This is a genomic window from Streptococcus mitis SK1080 (assembly GCF_000220085.1).
GTDB lineage: Bacteria > Bacillota > Bacilli > Lactobacillales > Streptococcaceae > Streptococcus > Streptococcus mitis_K.
Genome location: NZ_AFQV01000017.1, coordinates 41021 through 56154, shown reverse-complemented (window position 1 = coordinate 56154; position 15134 = coordinate 41021). Strand labels below are relative to the sequence as shown.

The 15134-nt window shown below is 40.7% G+C and carries 15 protein-coding genes; 1 reads left to right on the top strand and 14 read right to left on the bottom strand.

Translation table 11 applies throughout. The features are described 5' to 3' along the window. Window positions 1-24 precede the first annotated feature (24 nt). The 10 genes from leuD to dprA all read right to left on the bottom strand — a co-directional run bounded on the left by leuD (window position 25) and on the right by dprA (window position 10145). The gene (gene leuD, locus HMPREF9957_RS06575; protein WP_000410629.1) at window positions 25-618 is read right to left on the bottom strand and encodes a 3-isopropylmalate dehydratase small subunit; all 594 of its coding nucleotides are present in this window, start codon (window positions 616-618) and stop codon (window positions 25-27) included. A 9-nt stretch (window positions 619-627) separates the two neighbouring features. Beyond that, window positions 628-2010, bottom strand: coding sequence for a 3-isopropylmalate dehydratase large subunit (gene leuC, locus HMPREF9957_RS06570; RefSeq protein WP_000907588.1), 1383 nt, complete (start codon window positions 2008-2010; stop codon window positions 628-630). Window positions 2011-2013: 3 nt separating this feature from the next. Beyond that, window positions 2014-2283: a DUF1294 domain-containing protein gene (locus HMPREF9957_RS06565; RefSeq protein ID WP_000762441.1), complete on the bottom strand. Its 270-nt coding sequence runs from the start codon at window positions 2281-2283 to the stop codon at window positions 2014-2016. Continuing rightward, window positions 2280-3317 (bottom strand): 3-isopropylmalate dehydrogenase, encoded by a 1038-nt coding sequence (leuB, locus tag HMPREF9957_RS06560; RefSeq protein WP_000162519.1) that lies wholly within the window; start codon window positions 3315-3317, stop codon window positions 2280-2282. Before leuB ends, HMPREF9957_RS06565 begins: the two co-directional genes overlap by 4 nt. Window positions 3318-3328: 11 nt before the next feature. Further along, the gene (locus HMPREF9957_RS06555) at window positions 3329-4891 is read right to left on the bottom strand and encodes a 2-isopropylmalate synthase (protein ID WP_001261088.1); all 1563 of its coding nucleotides are present in this window, start codon (window positions 4889-4891) and stop codon (window positions 3329-3331) included. Window positions 4892-5204: 313 nt separating this feature from the next. Then, complete coding sequence (locus tag HMPREF9957_RS06550; RefSeq protein ID WP_000461595.1) at window positions 5205-5861, bottom strand: MmcQ/YjbR family DNA-binding protein; 657 nt, start codon at window positions 5859-5861, stop codon at window positions 5205-5207. Window positions 5862-5904: 43 nt separating this feature from the next. After that, window positions 5905-6537 carry a copper homeostasis protein CutC gene (locus tag HMPREF9957_RS06545; RefSeq protein WP_000638812.1) on the bottom strand — a complete coding sequence of 211 codons (633 nt, stop codon included), beginning with the start codon at window positions 6535-6537 and terminating at the stop codon, window positions 5905-5907. A gap of 90 nt (window positions 6538-6627) precedes the next feature. After that, the gene (locus HMPREF9957_RS06540; RefSeq protein ID WP_001237214.1) at window positions 6628-6987 is read right to left on the bottom strand and encodes a YbaN family protein; all 360 of its coding nucleotides are present in this window, start codon (window positions 6985-6987) and stop codon (window positions 6628-6630) included. A 104-nt stretch (window positions 6988-7091) separates the two neighbouring features. After that, the gene (gene topA / locus HMPREF9957_RS06535) at window positions 7092-9179 is read right to left on the bottom strand and encodes a type I DNA topoisomerase (RefSeq protein WP_000179663.1); all 2088 of its coding nucleotides are present in this window, start codon (window positions 9177-9179) and stop codon (window positions 7092-7094) included. 117 nt (window positions 9180-9296) lie between these two features. Then, complete coding sequence (gene dprA / locus HMPREF9957_RS06530) at window positions 9297-10145, bottom strand: DNA-processing protein DprA (protein ID WP_000705320.1); 849 nt, start codon at window positions 10143-10145, stop codon at window positions 9297-9299. A gap of 216 nt (window positions 10146-10361) precedes the next feature. Here dprA and HMPREF9957_RS06525 point away from each other — a divergent pair, with 216 nt between their 5' ends. After that, window positions 10362-11618 carry an ISL3 family transposase gene (locus HMPREF9957_RS06525; RefSeq protein WP_000436600.1) on the top strand — a complete coding sequence of 419 codons (1257 nt, stop codon included), beginning with the start codon at window positions 10362-10364 and terminating at the stop codon, window positions 11616-11618. Window positions 11619-11654: 36 nt separating this feature from the next. On the opposite strand, the gene HMPREF9957_RS06520 is transcribed toward HMPREF9957_RS06525, so the two are convergent. From HMPREF9957_RS06520 to HMPREF9957_RS06505, 4 genes are read right to left on the bottom strand one after another with little or no spacing between them, the layout of a single operon-like run. After that, complete coding sequence (locus HMPREF9957_RS06520; protein ID WP_000643977.1) at window positions 11655-12344, bottom strand: sugar phosphate nucleotidyltransferase; 690 nt, start codon at window positions 12342-12344, stop codon at window positions 11655-11657. Between the two features lie 11 nt (window positions 12345-12355). After that, complete coding sequence (locus HMPREF9957_RS06515) at window positions 12356-13234, bottom strand: DMT family transporter (protein ID WP_000791832.1); 879 nt, start codon at window positions 13232-13234, stop codon at window positions 12356-12358. Then, window positions 13224-14093 carry a phosphotransferase family protein gene (locus HMPREF9957_RS06510; RefSeq protein WP_000411225.1) on the bottom strand — a complete coding sequence of 290 codons (870 nt, stop codon included), beginning with the start codon at window positions 14091-14093 and terminating at the stop codon, window positions 13224-13226. The genes HMPREF9957_RS06515 and HMPREF9957_RS06510 overlap by 11 nt, the downstream gene beginning before the upstream one ends. 16 nt (window positions 14094-14109) lie before the next feature. Beyond that, on the bottom strand, window positions 14110-15132 hold the full coding sequence (locus tag HMPREF9957_RS06505) for a ribitol-5-phosphate dehydrogenase (protein WP_000609896.1): 1023 nt from the start codon (window positions 15130-15132) through the stop codon (window positions 14110-14112). Window positions 15133-15134 lie beyond the last annotated feature (2 nt).

Sequence of the window (15134 nt, the reverse complement as noted above, 5' to 3'; positions counted from 1 at the left end):
TCTATTTCCTTTTCTAATTTTCTTCTAATCCTGCCAGTAGGCTGGTCGTTGTTTTTCATAAGCAGCAATCAAATCTTCATACTGCAAGGTAATTCCGATATCATCCAAACCATTTAAGAGCTTGTGTTTCCACTCGCTATCGATTTCGAAAGTGAATTCTCCAACTGGTGAGATGATTTTCTGTTGTTCCAAGTCCACAGTTACCTGGTCACTTGGTTGTAGCTGAGCTAGTTTCTCTCTAACCTCTCTAGGCTGGACAATGGGCAACATGCCATTATTGAGTTCATTATTGTAATGAATATCACCGAAAGATCCTGCAATCACGACTTTAAAACCATAGTCTGCTAGAGCCCAAGCCGCGTGTTCCCTCGAAGAACCTGCCCCAAAGTTATTCCCTGAGATGAGGATACTGGCTTTCCGATATTCAGGTCGGTTAAAGACAAAGTCTGGGTCCTCAGTATACTTGTCGTCCAGATAACGCCAAGCATACATGAGGTACTTACCAAAGCCTTTCTTATCTATTAACTTGAGAAACTGCTTAGGTAGGATTTGATCGGTATCGATATTATCATTCATAAGAGGAACGGTCGTTCCCGTATAAACTGTAAATTTCTCCATATCCTCTCCTTACTGGGCTTCTGGCATTTGCCGAACATCTACGAAGCGCCCTGCGATAGCTGCTGCAGCCGCCATGGCTGGACTGCAGAGATGGGTCTTAGCCCCAAATCCCTGTCTGTCTTCAAAGTTGCGGTTGCTGGTTGAGGCACAGTGAACGCCATCTGGAACCTTGTCAGGATTCATTCCTAGGCACATAGAGCAACCTGGGTCTCTCCATTCAAAGCCAGCATCTAAGAAAACCTTGTCCAAGCCTAACTTCTCAGCAGCTCGTTTTACAGGACGAGAGCCTGGGACTACGATAGCTGTTAAGTTAGGAGCAATTTTCTTTCCTTTGACAAATCTCGCAGCCAGCTGCAAGTCACTGAGACGAGCATTAGTACATGAGCCGATAAAGATATAGCCTAGTTCAATATCCGCTGGCTTTTGACCTGGCTCTAAGTCCATGTAGTTGTAAGCTCGCTCATCATTCATATCTTTAATTTCTGGGAAGCTACTGTCAAAGTCAACCCCCATAGCGGGATTGGTTCCCCAAGTTACCATGGGAGCCAATCCTGAGACATCCATCTGGATAACCTTATCATAAACGGCATCCTCATCACTGACAAGGGTTTTCCAATCCGCCACAGCCTCTTCAAAGTCCGCTGGAACACATTCTCGTCCCTTGAGATAATCATAGGTGGTTTGGTCCGGATTCATGATTCCCATCTTAGATCCAAACTCGATGGACATATTGCAGATGGTCATTCGCTCTTCCATGCTCAGTGCATCAATCGCTTGTCCACGATATTCCACCACGTAGCCAACGCCGCAAGCAACGCCGTACTTGGCAATCAAGGCTAAAATGTAATCCTTGGAATAAACTCCCTTTTGAGGAACACCTGTAAATTCCACCAGCATTTTCTTGGGTTTGACCTGCCAGAGTGTCTGTGTCGCAAAGACATGTTCGACCTCACTGGTCCCAATTCCAAAGGCGATTGCTCCGAAAGCTCCATGGGTTGCTGTGTGGCTATCTCCACAGACGATGAATTTTCCTGGTTGGGTTCGTCCTGTTTCTGGACCAACCATGTGAACGATTCCTTGCTTTTCAGAACCATGGGCTGCATGTTCAATCCCAAACTCCTCAACATTTTCAGCTAGCTTATCAATTTGCGCCTTGGAAATGACATCTCGAATATCGTAGATATTGACCGTCGGGACATTGTGGTCAAAGGTTCCAAATGTCAAGTCTGGACGTCTCAATCTGCGTCCTGCGTCTCGTAATCCTTGAAAAGCCTGAGGACTGGTCACCTCGTGAATATAGTGCTGGTCCACATACATGAGTTGGGGCTGCCCCTCTTCTCCTGTGATGACATGACGGTTCCATAATTTATCAAAAATCGATTTTCCTGCCATCCATTACCTCCAAATAACATATAAGGCTACTAGTGTAGTCACCATCCCAAGAAACCAAACTGTTTTAAAGTACCATTTTCGAGTCTTGTGGTGAAAAGTGATTCCTGCTAGCCAGGCACCAAAACCACCACCAGTAAAGGCTAAAATGAGTAAGATTTTCTCAGGGATGCGCCAAGCTCTTCTCCTTGCCTTGAATTTGTCAATACCATAAATCAAGAAAACCATGACATTCCAAATCAAAAGTACTAGAGTAATTTTTTCGTCTAACTTCATAACCTTGCAATAATAGCTTCCATCATTTCCTTGGTCGAAGCCTGTCCTCCTAAATCTCTCGTTAAAACGCCAGCCGCTAAACTTGCCTCAACAGCATGCTCGATACGCTCCGCATCCTTATAACGTCCAAAACTATCTCTCAACATCATGGCCACTGATAAAATCATGGAGATAGGATTTGCAATTCCTTGACCAGCAATATCAGGTGCTGAACCGTGAATAGGTTCATAGAGACTTGGTCCATTTTCAGAATGACTGACTGATGGCATAACCCCAAGTGTGCCAGATAGAACGCTTGATTCATCAGATAAGATATCTCCGAAAAGATTCTCTGTCACGATAACATCAAACTTAGCAGGATTGGTAATCATAAGCATAGCAGCTGAGTCAACCAGCTGATGTTCCAAGGTTACATCTGGGAAATCCTGCGCAACTTCCTCAGCTACTTTCCGCCAGAGTTTTGAGGTCGCTAGAACATTTTGCTTATCGATACTAGTAACGATTTTTCTGCTATTTCTTGCAATTTCAAAGGCTTTGCGAATAATTCGCTCCACTTCCTCATAGCTATAGTCATTGATATCACGCGCTTTTCTCTCTTCAAGAATATGATCCCCAAAATAAATCCCACCTGTCAACTCCCGCACCACAACAAAGTCTACACCAGCAATTCGTTCTGGTTTAAGAGGTGACAAATGCTTAAGACTGTCAAAGATTTTTACAGGGCGAATATTAGCATAGAGACTGAGTTCCTTACGGAGAGCCAGCAAGCCTTGTTCAGGCCGAACCACTGCCCCATCATACTGAGGACTACCGATAGCAGCTAGGAGAATGGCATCTGCTTCTCTACATGCTTTGAGGGTTTCATCAGGTAAGGGATGCCCTGCAGCATCGATACCTGCACCTCCAAAAGGTCGTCTATCAATCTCATAGTCAAAACCTGTTTTTTCAGCTAGAGCTTCCAGGACTTCTAAACCAGCCTCCATGATTTCTGGGCCAATTCCATCTCCTGCTAGAGCTACTATTTTCTTTGTCATAGCCTTCTCCTTTACACACTAGGCATGTCACGATAGGAAACACTGCGTCCCATCTCACCAGCATTTTCTTTTTGAACAAAGGTATTAGCGTTTATATAGGCAATAGCCGAAGCCTTCAACACATCGAAATCAAGCCCTGCTGCATTAAAGATGGTTTCTGTATCTCTATTTTCAACAGTGACCAAGACCCGAGCTTGGGCATCGATTCCATCCGTCACCGCATCAATAGTGTAAGACACCAAGCGAACGGATTGATTGAAGAATTTGTCAATAGCGTTGAAGATAGCCTCAACAGAACCTTGTCCTGTCGCATTAAATTCGACTTTCTCACCATCCATATTAGCCAGGCTAACAAGCGCTTCAATGTCATTATCTGCATGAGTTTGCAGTTGTAAATCATCAAAATGGAAGCCTTCTGGGTTTTCAACCATGGTTCCAGCGACCAGCGCTCGAATATCTGCATCTGTGATTTCTTGTTTCTTATCAGCCAGAGCCTTGAACTTAGCAAAGAGTGGTTTGATGTCCTCTTCTGTAAAGTCTAGGGCTAGTTCTCTTAGTTTCTCAACAAAGGCATGGCGACCAGACAATTTTCCAAGCGGAAGACTATTACTCTTAACACCGACCAATTCAGGTGTGATAATCTCATAAGTAAGAGGATTTTTAAGGACTCCGTCTTGGTGAATACCAGATTCGTGAGAGAAGGCATTACCTCCAACCACAGCCTTGTTTTTAGGAACTGGGATACCTGAGAAGCGAGAAACCATTTCTGACGTATTGATGGTCTCATTTAGGACAATACTGGTTTCTGCTTGGTAGTAATCTTGGCGAATATTGAGCGCCACTGCTATTTCTTCCAAAGCAGCATTTCCAGCTCTCTCACCAATACCATTGATGGTTCCTTCAACACGTCCTGCCCCATTCTTGACGGCAGCAAGGCTATTAGCCACTGCCATTCCAAGATCATCATGACAGTGAGGCGAATAGATAATCTGACGGTCGGTTTTAACATTGTCAATCAGATACTTGAAGATATTCCCATATTCCTCTGGTGTGGTAAAACCAACCGTGTCAGGGATATTGATATAAGACGCCCCTGCATCAACCGCTGTTTGAACAACTTGCAAGAGAAAATCCAACTCTGTTCTAGTCGCATCCTCAGGAGAGAATTCGACTATCTCAAACTTAGAACGGGCATAAGAAACATGCTCCGTAATAGCTTCTAGAATCTCTTCCTTGCTCTTATTGAGCTTATACTTACGATGAATTGGACTGGTAGCGATAAAGACGTGAACCTGTGGATACTTGGCATCCTTGAGGGCCTCATAACATGCATCAATATCAGACTTGACAGAGCGTGCCAAACCAGTCACCGCTGTTTTCTTCAATACTTTAGCAATCTCCTGAACTGCTGTAAATGAATCAGGACTCGCCGCCGGAAAACCGGCTTCAATGGCTGAAATTCCCCATTTCTCCAGCTGCCTTGCAATGGCAATTTTTTCCTTGATTGAAAAATTAACACCAGGTGTCTGCTCTCCATCCCGAAGGCTGGTATCTAGAAATTCAACTGTTCTCATAAGATTTCCCCTTTTCCAAATGTGGTTTTAAAAAAACATCTCGCTCAGAAACCCAAGCGAGATGTTGATTTACTCCCGCTTGGTAAGCCAAACAGGACTAATGCTTTTTGCACTAGCCCGAGTACCTCAACAACAAAGCAAATTGATTAAACTTAGCTGTTTTCATGTTTGACTTTCTCCTTCGTTTGATATCTTGTTTAGTATTTTAGCATAGGCAAAAGTACTTGTCAAGAAAAAATCCAATATTTTCTGAAAATTTCTTCAGTAGAGAATATTTTGCTAATTGAAAGTTCTTGAAAAATCTTGAAATGTATCATTTTTTAGAAGTTAAATTCCAACTTTTTTCTATCAATTCCAGTACCATTTCATCTGACAACGTATCATCAAAAGCCACACTAATCCAGTAGCGTTTGTTCATATGAAAAGCTGGATAAATGCCCTTTTGTGAAAGCAGGTCCACTACTTGATCATGTTTGAGGTTGACTGCTTCGACTAGACCTTCTCTACCCTTTTCCAGCTTATCCCAAGGTATTCTCATCAAAACAGCATACCATTTTTTATTGCCTTCATGTCTTAACACTGCCGTATCAGGTGATTTTTCCCACAGATACTCCAACTGATTACCATATTTTTCCTGAATCTGAGCCATGATACGCTTAGTCTGAGGACAGACAAAATCTTGCACATCAAAACAAGCTTTCCGAATCTGGTAGAGAATCTCCAGACAAGCCTCACGGACATTTCCAACAAAACTTCCTGTCATACTTTCCATATGAACTTGAGGATAGAGGTCACCCATTTCCTGATCAAAGACCTGAAAACGCACATTATCAGCGGTGATGGACAAAACCATGACAAAGTCACCCTCCAAAATCTGGCAACTATTGGTCCAGACTTCCCCATTTTTTACAAAACCATAGGCACGAGCCTTTTCTTGATTAAACTGATAGGATTTAAAAATTTCAAACATAAGTGAAAACTGCTATCAAAAGCTAGCAGTTCCTTTCTATTTTTTAAAAGACAACCTTGGTTCCGTGCAATTGTGTCACGCCTAGCTGATCGATAAAGGTTTGACGGTTGTCAAGGTCAATCCCCCCACCTGGTAGAATTTTAATCTTACCTTTAGCATGTTCCAAAATTCTGTGATAGTGAGCAAAACGTTTTTCTAAGGAATCGCCAGACACACCAGCACGAGTTAAGATACGAGTTACTCCAGCTTGGCTGAGCCAGTCAATAGCTTCTAACTGGTCTTCTTCGCTCAATTCATCAAAGGCCATATGAAAGACAATTTCCATTCCTTTTGACGCAGCTATCAACTTCTCCAGATTAGTCTTATCCAACTTCTTATCAGCAGTTAAAGCCCCAAATACAACCCCTTGACTTCCAGCCTGAGCAGCCAACCGAATGTCTTCTAGCATGATAGCAATTTCTAGGTCATTGTAGACAAAGTCGCCACCACGTGGACGAATCATGGTCATGATGGTCGTATTGTAGTTAGCTGCCAATTCAACCGCTGCCTTGGTTACTCCATAGCTGGGTGTTGTTCCTCCCACTGCTAGATTATCACAGAGTTCGATTCGACGAGCTCCAGCCTGCATCGCTTTTTCAAGCAAGGTCACATTTTCAGCACAAAATTCGTAAATCATTTGATTCTCCTTGAAGATTACTTTAAATTTATTATATCATATTGTTGTAAATATGTTTTCAATTTTATCAAGGAAAACAGATACTATTTTTTATTCTTTGTCCGGAATGACCTTGAAGAGATAGTAGGTGATAAAGATGGTCAAGGCACCCAGACCGATTTTGACTGGTAAAAGAGGTGCAAAATAAATGGAAATTCCCATCAAGATGTAGATAGAAACGATGATTTTTTTCTTTCGTTCACGCGCAATAGACTTAGTCTCGCGAAAATCAGCAACATATGCTTGATAGAGCTTGGTATGATAAAGCCAATCTTCGAAACGCTTGGAACTTCTGGAGAAACAAGCAATAGACAACAAAAGGAAAGGCGTTGTAGGCAACAAGGGTAAAACAACCCCAACAATTGCCAAGGCCAGTGATAAAAAACCAATTATCAGATAGATAAGACGCATAACTACTCCTAATTAAAATAATCTTCTTCTAGTTTCGCATAAAATGATGAATTTTGTCAAGTTCCAACCAAAAGAGCCTGAAATTCACTTTCAGGACTCTCCTCTTATTTAATCTTTTCTTCTTCGTAATCACCATTGCTGCAAACAACCTGCTTGCCACCACCACGGACTTTTTTCTCCATGAGGAAGTTGCCACATTTTGGACAGTCACGACCAACAGGCTTGTCCCAAGAGGTAAATTCACATTCCGGATAGCGATTGCAACCATAGAAGAGGCGATTGCGTTTGGTTTTACGCTCAATGATTTGTCCCTGATGACAACTTGGACACTCAACACCAATCTCTTTCACGATTGCTTGGGTATGACGGCAATCTGGGAAATTGCTACAAGCGTAGAACTTACCAAAACGACCAAGTTTAATGACCATTGGACTGCCACACACTTCACAATCAAATCCAGCTGGTTCATCCTTGATTTGGATTTTTTCCATTTCTTCTTCAGCCTTGGCAACTTCTTTAGAGAATGGTTTGTAAAAGGCGTCTATAACACGTTGCCACTGCTCTTTTCCGACTTCGACATCATCTAGCTTGCCTTCCATTTCAGCTGTGAAGGTCACGTTTACGATATCTGGGAAATATTCAACGATGAGCTTGTTAACAATTTCTCCCAACTCTGTTGGTTCAAAGCGTTTGGCTGCAAGGCGAACATAATAACGTTTCTGAATGGTTTCAATGGTTGGAGCATATGTTGACGGACGTCCAACCCCATTTTCCTCCAAGGTCTTGATCAGTGTCGCTTCAGAATAGCGAGCAGGTGGTTGGGTGAAATGTTGCTCTGGTTTACTATTAACCTGCTTGACCACATCTCCAACAGACATATCTGGTAACATTTTATTCTTGTCAGAATCATTATAAATGGCAAGATAACCATCAAACTTAACCTGACTACCATTGGCAGCAAATTGAACCCCATTTTGAGACAATTTAACAGCTATGGTATCAAAGACAGCAGCTGTCATCTGACTAGCCACAAAACGATTCCAGATAAGGGTATAAAGCTTGAGCTGATCCTTGTCCAAATACTTAGCAATACTTTCAGGTGTATTAAAGACACTAGACGGACGAATAGCCTCGTGGGCATCCTGAGCTCCAGAAGCATTTTTGACCTTGCTACCATGCTTAGAATACTTGCTACCAAAACGGTCCGTAATGAAACTTGCTGCTTCATTTTGCGCTACTGGACTGATACGAGTCGAATCAGTACGCATATAGGTAATCAAACCTTGCACACCAGAACCGATATTGATCCCCTCATAGAGCTGCTGCGCAACCATCATGGTCTTTCGAGTACGGAAATTGATTTTATTAGCAGCATCCATCTGCATAGATGAAGTGGTATAAGGTAAAGGAGCATTACGTTTGCGCTCTTTCTTATCCACCTGATCTACTGAAAAATCTTTACTAGCCAGACGAGACAAGACTTCCTTAACCTCGTCATTGCTAGTCAGTTTTAGCTTTTTACCATCTACTCCATAGAAGGATGCCTGAAATTGCTTGGTTCCCTTTTTAAAGACAGCATCAACTGTCCAGTATTCTTCTGGCTGAAAAGCATTGATTTCATTCTCACGATCAATGATAAGTTTAAGCGCAATGGACTGTACGCGCCCTGCTGATAAGCCCTTCTTGACCTTCTTCCACAAAATAGGCGAAATCGAATAGCCTACCAAGCGGTCTAGGACACGACGAGCCTGTTGGGCATCGACCAAGTCCATATCAATCTTACGAGGTTCTTTAAAAGCATTTTTGACCGCATCCTTGGTGATTTCATTGAAGACCACACGGTTGGCATCATTTTCATCCAAGTTGAGAATATGGGCCAAATGCCAAGAAATCGCTTCTCCTTCACGGTCCGGGTCACTCGCCAGAAAGACTTTATTAGCTTTTTTGGCTTCTTTTTTCAAGTCATTGATGAGAGGACCTTTTCCTCGGATATTGATATATTGCGGTTCATAATTATTTTCAATATCGACGGACATACTGGATTTCTTCAAATCCCGAATATGGCCGACACTGGCTAAAACCTTGTAGTTTCTGCCGAGGTATTTTTCAATCGTCTTGGCCTTAGCAGGCGACTCCACGATGACTAGATTTTTTTTAACTGTTGATTTTTTCTTTTTTGTTGCCGTAGCCACAGTATCACACCTTTTCAAAGTAATAAACTTTATAAAGTGTAAACCATTTTGCCATAACTGTCAAGACTTAGCTCCTATATATAGAAGAAAAGTTGGTTTAGAAAGAGAAATTTTGTCTTAAAATTCAAATTCCGCAAGCACATCCTGCCCTCTGGTGACCAATTTTGCCCCTTCTTGAATCAAATGATGGCAACCGTCTGATAGTCCATCTAAAATGCTACCAGGAATAGCAAAAACATCTCGCCCTTCCTCCATTGCTCGCTCACAGGTAATGAGACTACCTGAGCGCATCTTAGCCTCTGCTACGATCACACCACGACAAAGTCCAGCAATGATGCGATTACGGGCAGGAAAATGAAATTTCAGAGGTTGTTCGTCTGGTCCATACTCACTGAGAACCAGATGGTCATTGCCGATGTAGTCTTGCAAGCGTTTATTGGCTTTAGGATAAAACACATCCAGTCCTGTTCCAATCACTGCAATGGTTTTTCCGCCATTCTGAAGAGCTGCCATATGAGCTGCTGTGTCAATGCCCCTGGCTAATCCACTGACGATAACCAGTTCATTTTCCAATCCCTGAATGACTTTTTCAACTGACTTAACTCCCTGTTTGCTACAAGCACGACTTCCTACGACCGCTACCTTAGGAAATTTCAAGAGGTCAAGATTTCCCTTGTAAAATAAAAGTACAGGCGCATCATATATTTCACTCAAATCCCAAGGGTAACAGTCATCTAAAATAGAGAAAGATGGAAATTTTTGAAACTCCTTCTCCAAATGCGCATCGTCTATCTGAAAATAACGTTCCATAAAAACAGCTGGATTTCTGCAACCTGATATATCTGCAATATCTCCTAACAACAGTTCTTGATCGAAATTTTCACCATATTCTAGGACCTTCAAAACCTGTTGATTGGTCAAACCTGATTTTTTCAACTTATAGATTTCATAGTTTGTGATTTTCATAAATATCTCCATTTCTTTTTCTACTCATCTATTTATTCGTAAAAAATCAAAAAAACATCCGACTATTTCAGCCAGATGTTAGAATCTTTAATTGGCTCTATAATATTTGTAGTGGGTAAATCCCCTATGGATATTATGGAGCCTATTTTGTGTAGAAAAAAAGTCCCATATGACCTATAATGAAAAGCGACCAAACAACTCATTAGAAAGATTCATATGGAACAATTACATTTTATCACAAAACTACTCGATATCAAAGACTCAAATATCCAATTTATGGATATCATCAATAGGGATACACACAAGGAAATCATCGCTAAACTGGATTATGAGGCCCCATCTTGCCCTGATTGCAGAAGTCAAATGAAGAAATATGACTTTCAAAAACCGTCGAAAATTCCTTACCTCGAAACAACTGGTATGCCTACCAGAATCCTCCTTAAAAAGCGTCGTTTCAAGTGCTATCATTGCTCTAAAATAATGGTCTCCGAGACCTCACTCGTCAAGAAGAATCATCAAATTCCTCGTATTATCAACCAAAAAATTGCGCAAAAGTTGATTGAAAAGACTTCTATGACCGATATTGCCCATCAGCTTTCCATCTCAACTTCAACTGTCATTCGAAAGCTCAATGATTTCAACTTTAAGCATGATTTTTCTCGTCTTCCTGAGATTATGTCCTGGGACGAGTATGCCTTCACTAAAGGAAAGATGAGTTTCATTGCACAAGACTTTGATAATCTCAACATTATCACCGTTCTTGAAGGTAGAACACAAGCTGTCATTCGAGATCACTTTCTTAAATATGATAGAGCCGTCCGATGTCGAGTGAAAATCATTACTATGGATATGTTTAGCCCCTACTACGATATTGCCAGAAAACTTTTTCCTAACGCTAAAATCGTTCTCGACCGCTTTCACATTGTCCAACATCTCAGCCGTGCTATGAGTCGTGTCCGTGTTCAAATCATGAATCAGTTCGATCGAAAATCTCATGAATACAAGGCCATCAAACGTTACTGGAAGCTCATTCAACAGGATAGTCGTAAACTGAGTGATAAACGATTTTATCGCCCTACTTTTCGTATGCACTTAACAAATAAAGAAATTCTAGACAAGCTTTTGAGCTATTCAGAAGACTTGAAACACCACTACAATGTCTATCAGCTCTTACTTTTTCACTTTCAGAACAAGGACCCTGAGAAATTCTTCGGACTCATTGAGGACAATCTTAAGCAGGTTCATCCTCTTTTTCAGACCGTCTTTAAAACTTTTCTCAAGGATAATGAGAAAATAGTCAACGCTCTTCAATTACCCTATTCTAACGCCAAATTGGAGGCGACTAATAATCTCATTAAACTTATCAAGCGAAATGCCTTTGGTTTTCGGAACTTTGAAAACTTCAAAAAACGGATTTTTATCGCTCTCAACATCAAAAAAGAAAGGACAAATTTCGTCCTTTCTAGATCTTAGCTTTTCATCAACCCACTACAGTTGACAAAGAGCCCTTTAATTTTCGTTTTTAAGAATTTCTTCTAATTTATGATAGTCTTGGACACTATCAATTTCATAGATGCTATTGCCTTCTAATTCTTCAACATAGACATCTAGCTCTTTGATATTATCCTTAACCATATTGTCCCAGTAGAGATCAACAAATTCACCACTTGCATAGGCCTTGTCGATAAAGCTAACAATCTTTTCTGCTGTTGGAGCATCCCAGAAGGATACACCACTAAGGATGCGACCTGCCTTGCTATCAACAGTAATATCTTGAACCTTGTAGTCATCTCCATAGACCAAGAACCATTCATTGGTACAATCTTCACGATAAACACTAAAATAAGTCGAACGAGTCAAATCATTGCGGAACATATTTTTAAAGAGATAATTGTCGGCATCAATAACATAACTGTTGGCCAACTCTTCTTTTACAAGATATAGGGAGTAAAAGTTATTGTAATCAGCGTATTTATCATTGAAAACGAGTCGAACTCCATATTTCTCTTTTAAATAATCGAATTGTTCTTTAAGATAACCAACGATGATGATGATTTCATTGATTCCTTTTTCTTTGAGAAACTCAATTTGGTATTCAATCAGGGGTTTTTGATTAACCTGAACCAAGGCCTTAGGGGTATTTTCAGTCATAGGACGCAAGCGAGTTCCCAATCCCGCTGCTAAGATGATGGCTTTCACACAAATCTCCTTTATTCTTTAATAATAATATAAACTCCAGCAATAACGACAAGTGACGTAATAATTGTCAGCATATCTAGCGGTGCACCTAAGAAAACAACTGCAAACAAGACAGTCCAAACTACATAACTCACGTTCAATCCTGTAGCTTTAGCAGGTTGCAAGCGATTGATAGCGATATAGTAAGCCAAGTAGGAAATCATATCAAAGGCTGCAAAGACAATCATAAGACCTAGCAATTGCCCATTGGCCACTTCTGCAAATGACTGATGAGAGAAGAGCACAATTACAAGATAGGACAAGAATGAAGTCACTTGACGGATTAAGAGGGCTTCGATTTCACTCAATTCACTTTCCATGGCAAAGGAGCTAAGAACACTCTCACTTCCCCATGCAATAGCACAAACCAATGCACAAAGAATCCCAATGTAGAAAGAATTAACCTGTTCAACCTTATAAGTTTGAGCAATAATCCCTCCAATAATCAAGACAATCCCAAACACAGTATTTTTTGAAATCTTGTGCTTCAAAAAGAAGAAAGCTAGTAAAACTGAAACTGCAGGGTAGATAGCAGATACCGATGAAGCTAAGGAACTTCCGATATACTTAACTGCATAAAGATTGGCCTGCATACCGATAGGACCTGCTAATAAGGCTCCGATGATCACACTAACATTGCGAATATTTAAGAAAATTGAGAGACGAACTTTTCCTTCTTTCACTAAAAGAAAAGCTAGTAAGATAAAGATACTCAAGAAATCATGAGCAGCAGCCACCACAAAGGGCGACAAATCTGTAAAAATTGAAAAGATATAAGCACTAATTGTTAGACCTAATCCCCAGAAAATACCTGAGAGTAGACCAAAAGAAACTCCATTTTTATTTTTCATCTGAACCTCCATAATATGACAAACCTTTAACAGATCTTTGGTAACGACTCACACCATAGTCACCAAAATCTGCACCTTGCTCTTCTTTGTAGACTGTCCATAGACTCCAAATAGCATCTTGTAAAATTTTATAAATGGCAATCTTTTCACGAGAGACAGGTGTTTGCTCACTCTCATAGTGAGACAAGAAGTCTTCTTCCTCTTGACGAGTGAATTCAGACTCTAAAAAGAGAGCAGCCAAATCCCACATTGGATCGTTCATTGATGAATATTCCCAGTCAATCAGATAAAGTCGTCCTTGTGGTGACTCGATAAAGTTTTCAGGCACCAAATCAATATGACAAGATTTTCTGTCAACACCTAAGTCAGCCAGTCTTTTCTCTAAGGAGAAGACTTCTTCTCGAACAGCTTCATAGTTGGTATAAGGGATTTTCTCTTCAATCAAGGATTCGTATTTTTTGATTTCTTCAAAAGGAGCAAATTCTCCTCTTAATTCCTTGCCAGAAGCATGAATAGTTTGTAATATTGGAGCAATTTTATCAAATTTGGTCTTGATTGACGTTGAATCAAGCGTAATCGCAGATTCGATATACTCATTTACTTTGATACCAGCTTCAATATCAAAAAGATAATTTTTTACATCTAAGTCTAAATCCTTTAGTAGTTCAAGATTGTACTTTTCATCTTGACGATTGATCAGCTTTTCTGTCCCTTTACCAAAGAATTTAACAATGTATTGCTTATTTGTTGTTTTGACCAAATAATTTTGATTGGTCATTCCCCCCAGTTGTTCAACACTGAGGACTTCCTCTTCTTGACTAAGTAGGGAAGAAATTTTTTCTTTAATGATTTTCTCCACAATTAACCTCCAGCACTTATACTTCCCACTTAAACACGGTTTTAAAGGCTGTGTTTAAATCGGTTGCAAAGACACGGTGAATATCTTTAATTTCTCTTACAGGTTCTTCTAGATAAAGGATATTTTTAAGACGATTTGCAAATTTCTTGACTTCCATCATTTGGATGGCATTTTCAAAATCAATGCGACCAGAACGAGATGACCCAACCAAGAGCAAACCTTTTTCTAAGGCATCGCGTGTATTGAGATTCACTTTATACTCGCTAACTCCCATCATGAGAATCGTTCCCTGAGGACGAATGTAGCGAATCAGGTCATTTATAGCTGGTCCAGTACCATCACCACCACAACACTCAAAAGCATGGTCAAAGGCCAAATCTTCAGGAATATTATCAGTAATATAGCATTCTTTGGCAAAAGAGAAGAGTTCCAACTTTTCCCAATGACGACCAATAACCACAATCTCTGCTTCTGGCAAAGTATAGTTGATAATATTGGCAACCACAAATGCTAGACTTCCATCTCCGATAACGGCGATTCGGTCCCGCTTGCTATGAGCAAGGGTCAATAAGCGATTCATGGCATGCATACCGACACTGACAAACTCTGTAATCGCTGCAACCGTGTCTTCGATAGCATCATAAGCCACCACACGGTCTTTAGGGAGAGAAACAAACTCTCTCATAAAGCCATCAAAACCACTAGACAAGAAATGGGTCCCTGTCATGTAGTTCTCATAGAATTCTTCATCGCTCTGCATAGGAGGCTGATTCGGAATCATGACAACTTTTTGACCAACTTCGTAGGTTCCTGTAGGGTCAGAAATAACGGTTCCACACGACTCGTGAATCATTGCCATTGGAAGTTTTTTATTCAAAACCTTGGGATCACGTTTCCCCTGGTAGTAACGCTGATCCGCATGACAGACCGCCATATAATTAGGGCGGATGAGGATATGATTCTCTTGGTCAATAGCCTCTTCCTGATATTTGACATTGATAAACTTAGGCTTAGTTAGTTGATAAATTTGATTAATCATTT

Coding starts and splice junctions, on each gene's coding strand:
- leuD (WP_000410629.1), bottom strand. CDS start 618: ATGGAGAAATTTACAGTTTATACGGGAACGACCGTTCCTCTTATGAAT.
- leuC (WP_000907588.1), bottom strand. CDS start 2,010: ATGGCAGGAAAATCGATTTTTGATAAATTATGGAACCGTCATGTCATC.
- HMPREF9957_RS06565 (WP_000762441.1), bottom strand. CDS start 2,283: ATGAAGTTAGACGAAAAAATTACTCTAGTACTTTTGATTTGGAATGTC.
- leuB (WP_000162519.1), bottom strand. CDS start 3,317: ATGACAAAGAAAATAGTAGCTCTAGCAGGAGATGGAATTGGCCCAGAA.
- HMPREF9957_RS06555 (WP_001261088.1), bottom strand. CDS start 4,891: ATGAGAACAGTTGAATTTCTAGATACCAGCCTTCGGGATGGAGAGCAG.
- HMPREF9957_RS06550 (WP_000461595.1), bottom strand. CDS start 5,861: ATGTTTGAAATTTTTAAATCCTATCAGTTTAATCAAGAAAAGGCTCGT.
- HMPREF9957_RS06545 (WP_000638812.1), bottom strand. CDS start 6,537: ATGATTTACGAATTTTGTGCTGAAAATGTGACCTTGCTTGAAAAAGCG.
- HMPREF9957_RS06540 (WP_001237214.1), bottom strand. CDS start 6,987: ATGCGTCTTATCTATCTGATAATTGGTTTTTTATCACTGGCCTTGGCA.
- dprA (WP_000705320.1), bottom strand. CDS start 10,145: ATGAAAATCACAAACTATGAAATCTATAAGTTGAAAAAATCAGGTTTG.
- HMPREF9957_RS06525 (WP_000436600.1), top strand. CDS start 10,362: ATGGAACAATTACATTTTATCACAAAACTACTCGATATCAAAGACTCA.
- HMPREF9957_RS06515 (WP_000791832.1), bottom strand. CDS start 13,234: ATGAAAAATAAAAATGGAGTTTCTTTTGGTCTACTCTCAGGTATTTTC.
- HMPREF9957_RS06505 (WP_000609896.1), bottom strand. CDS start 15,132: ATGATTAATCAAATTTATCAACTAACTAAGCCTAAGTTTATCAATGTC.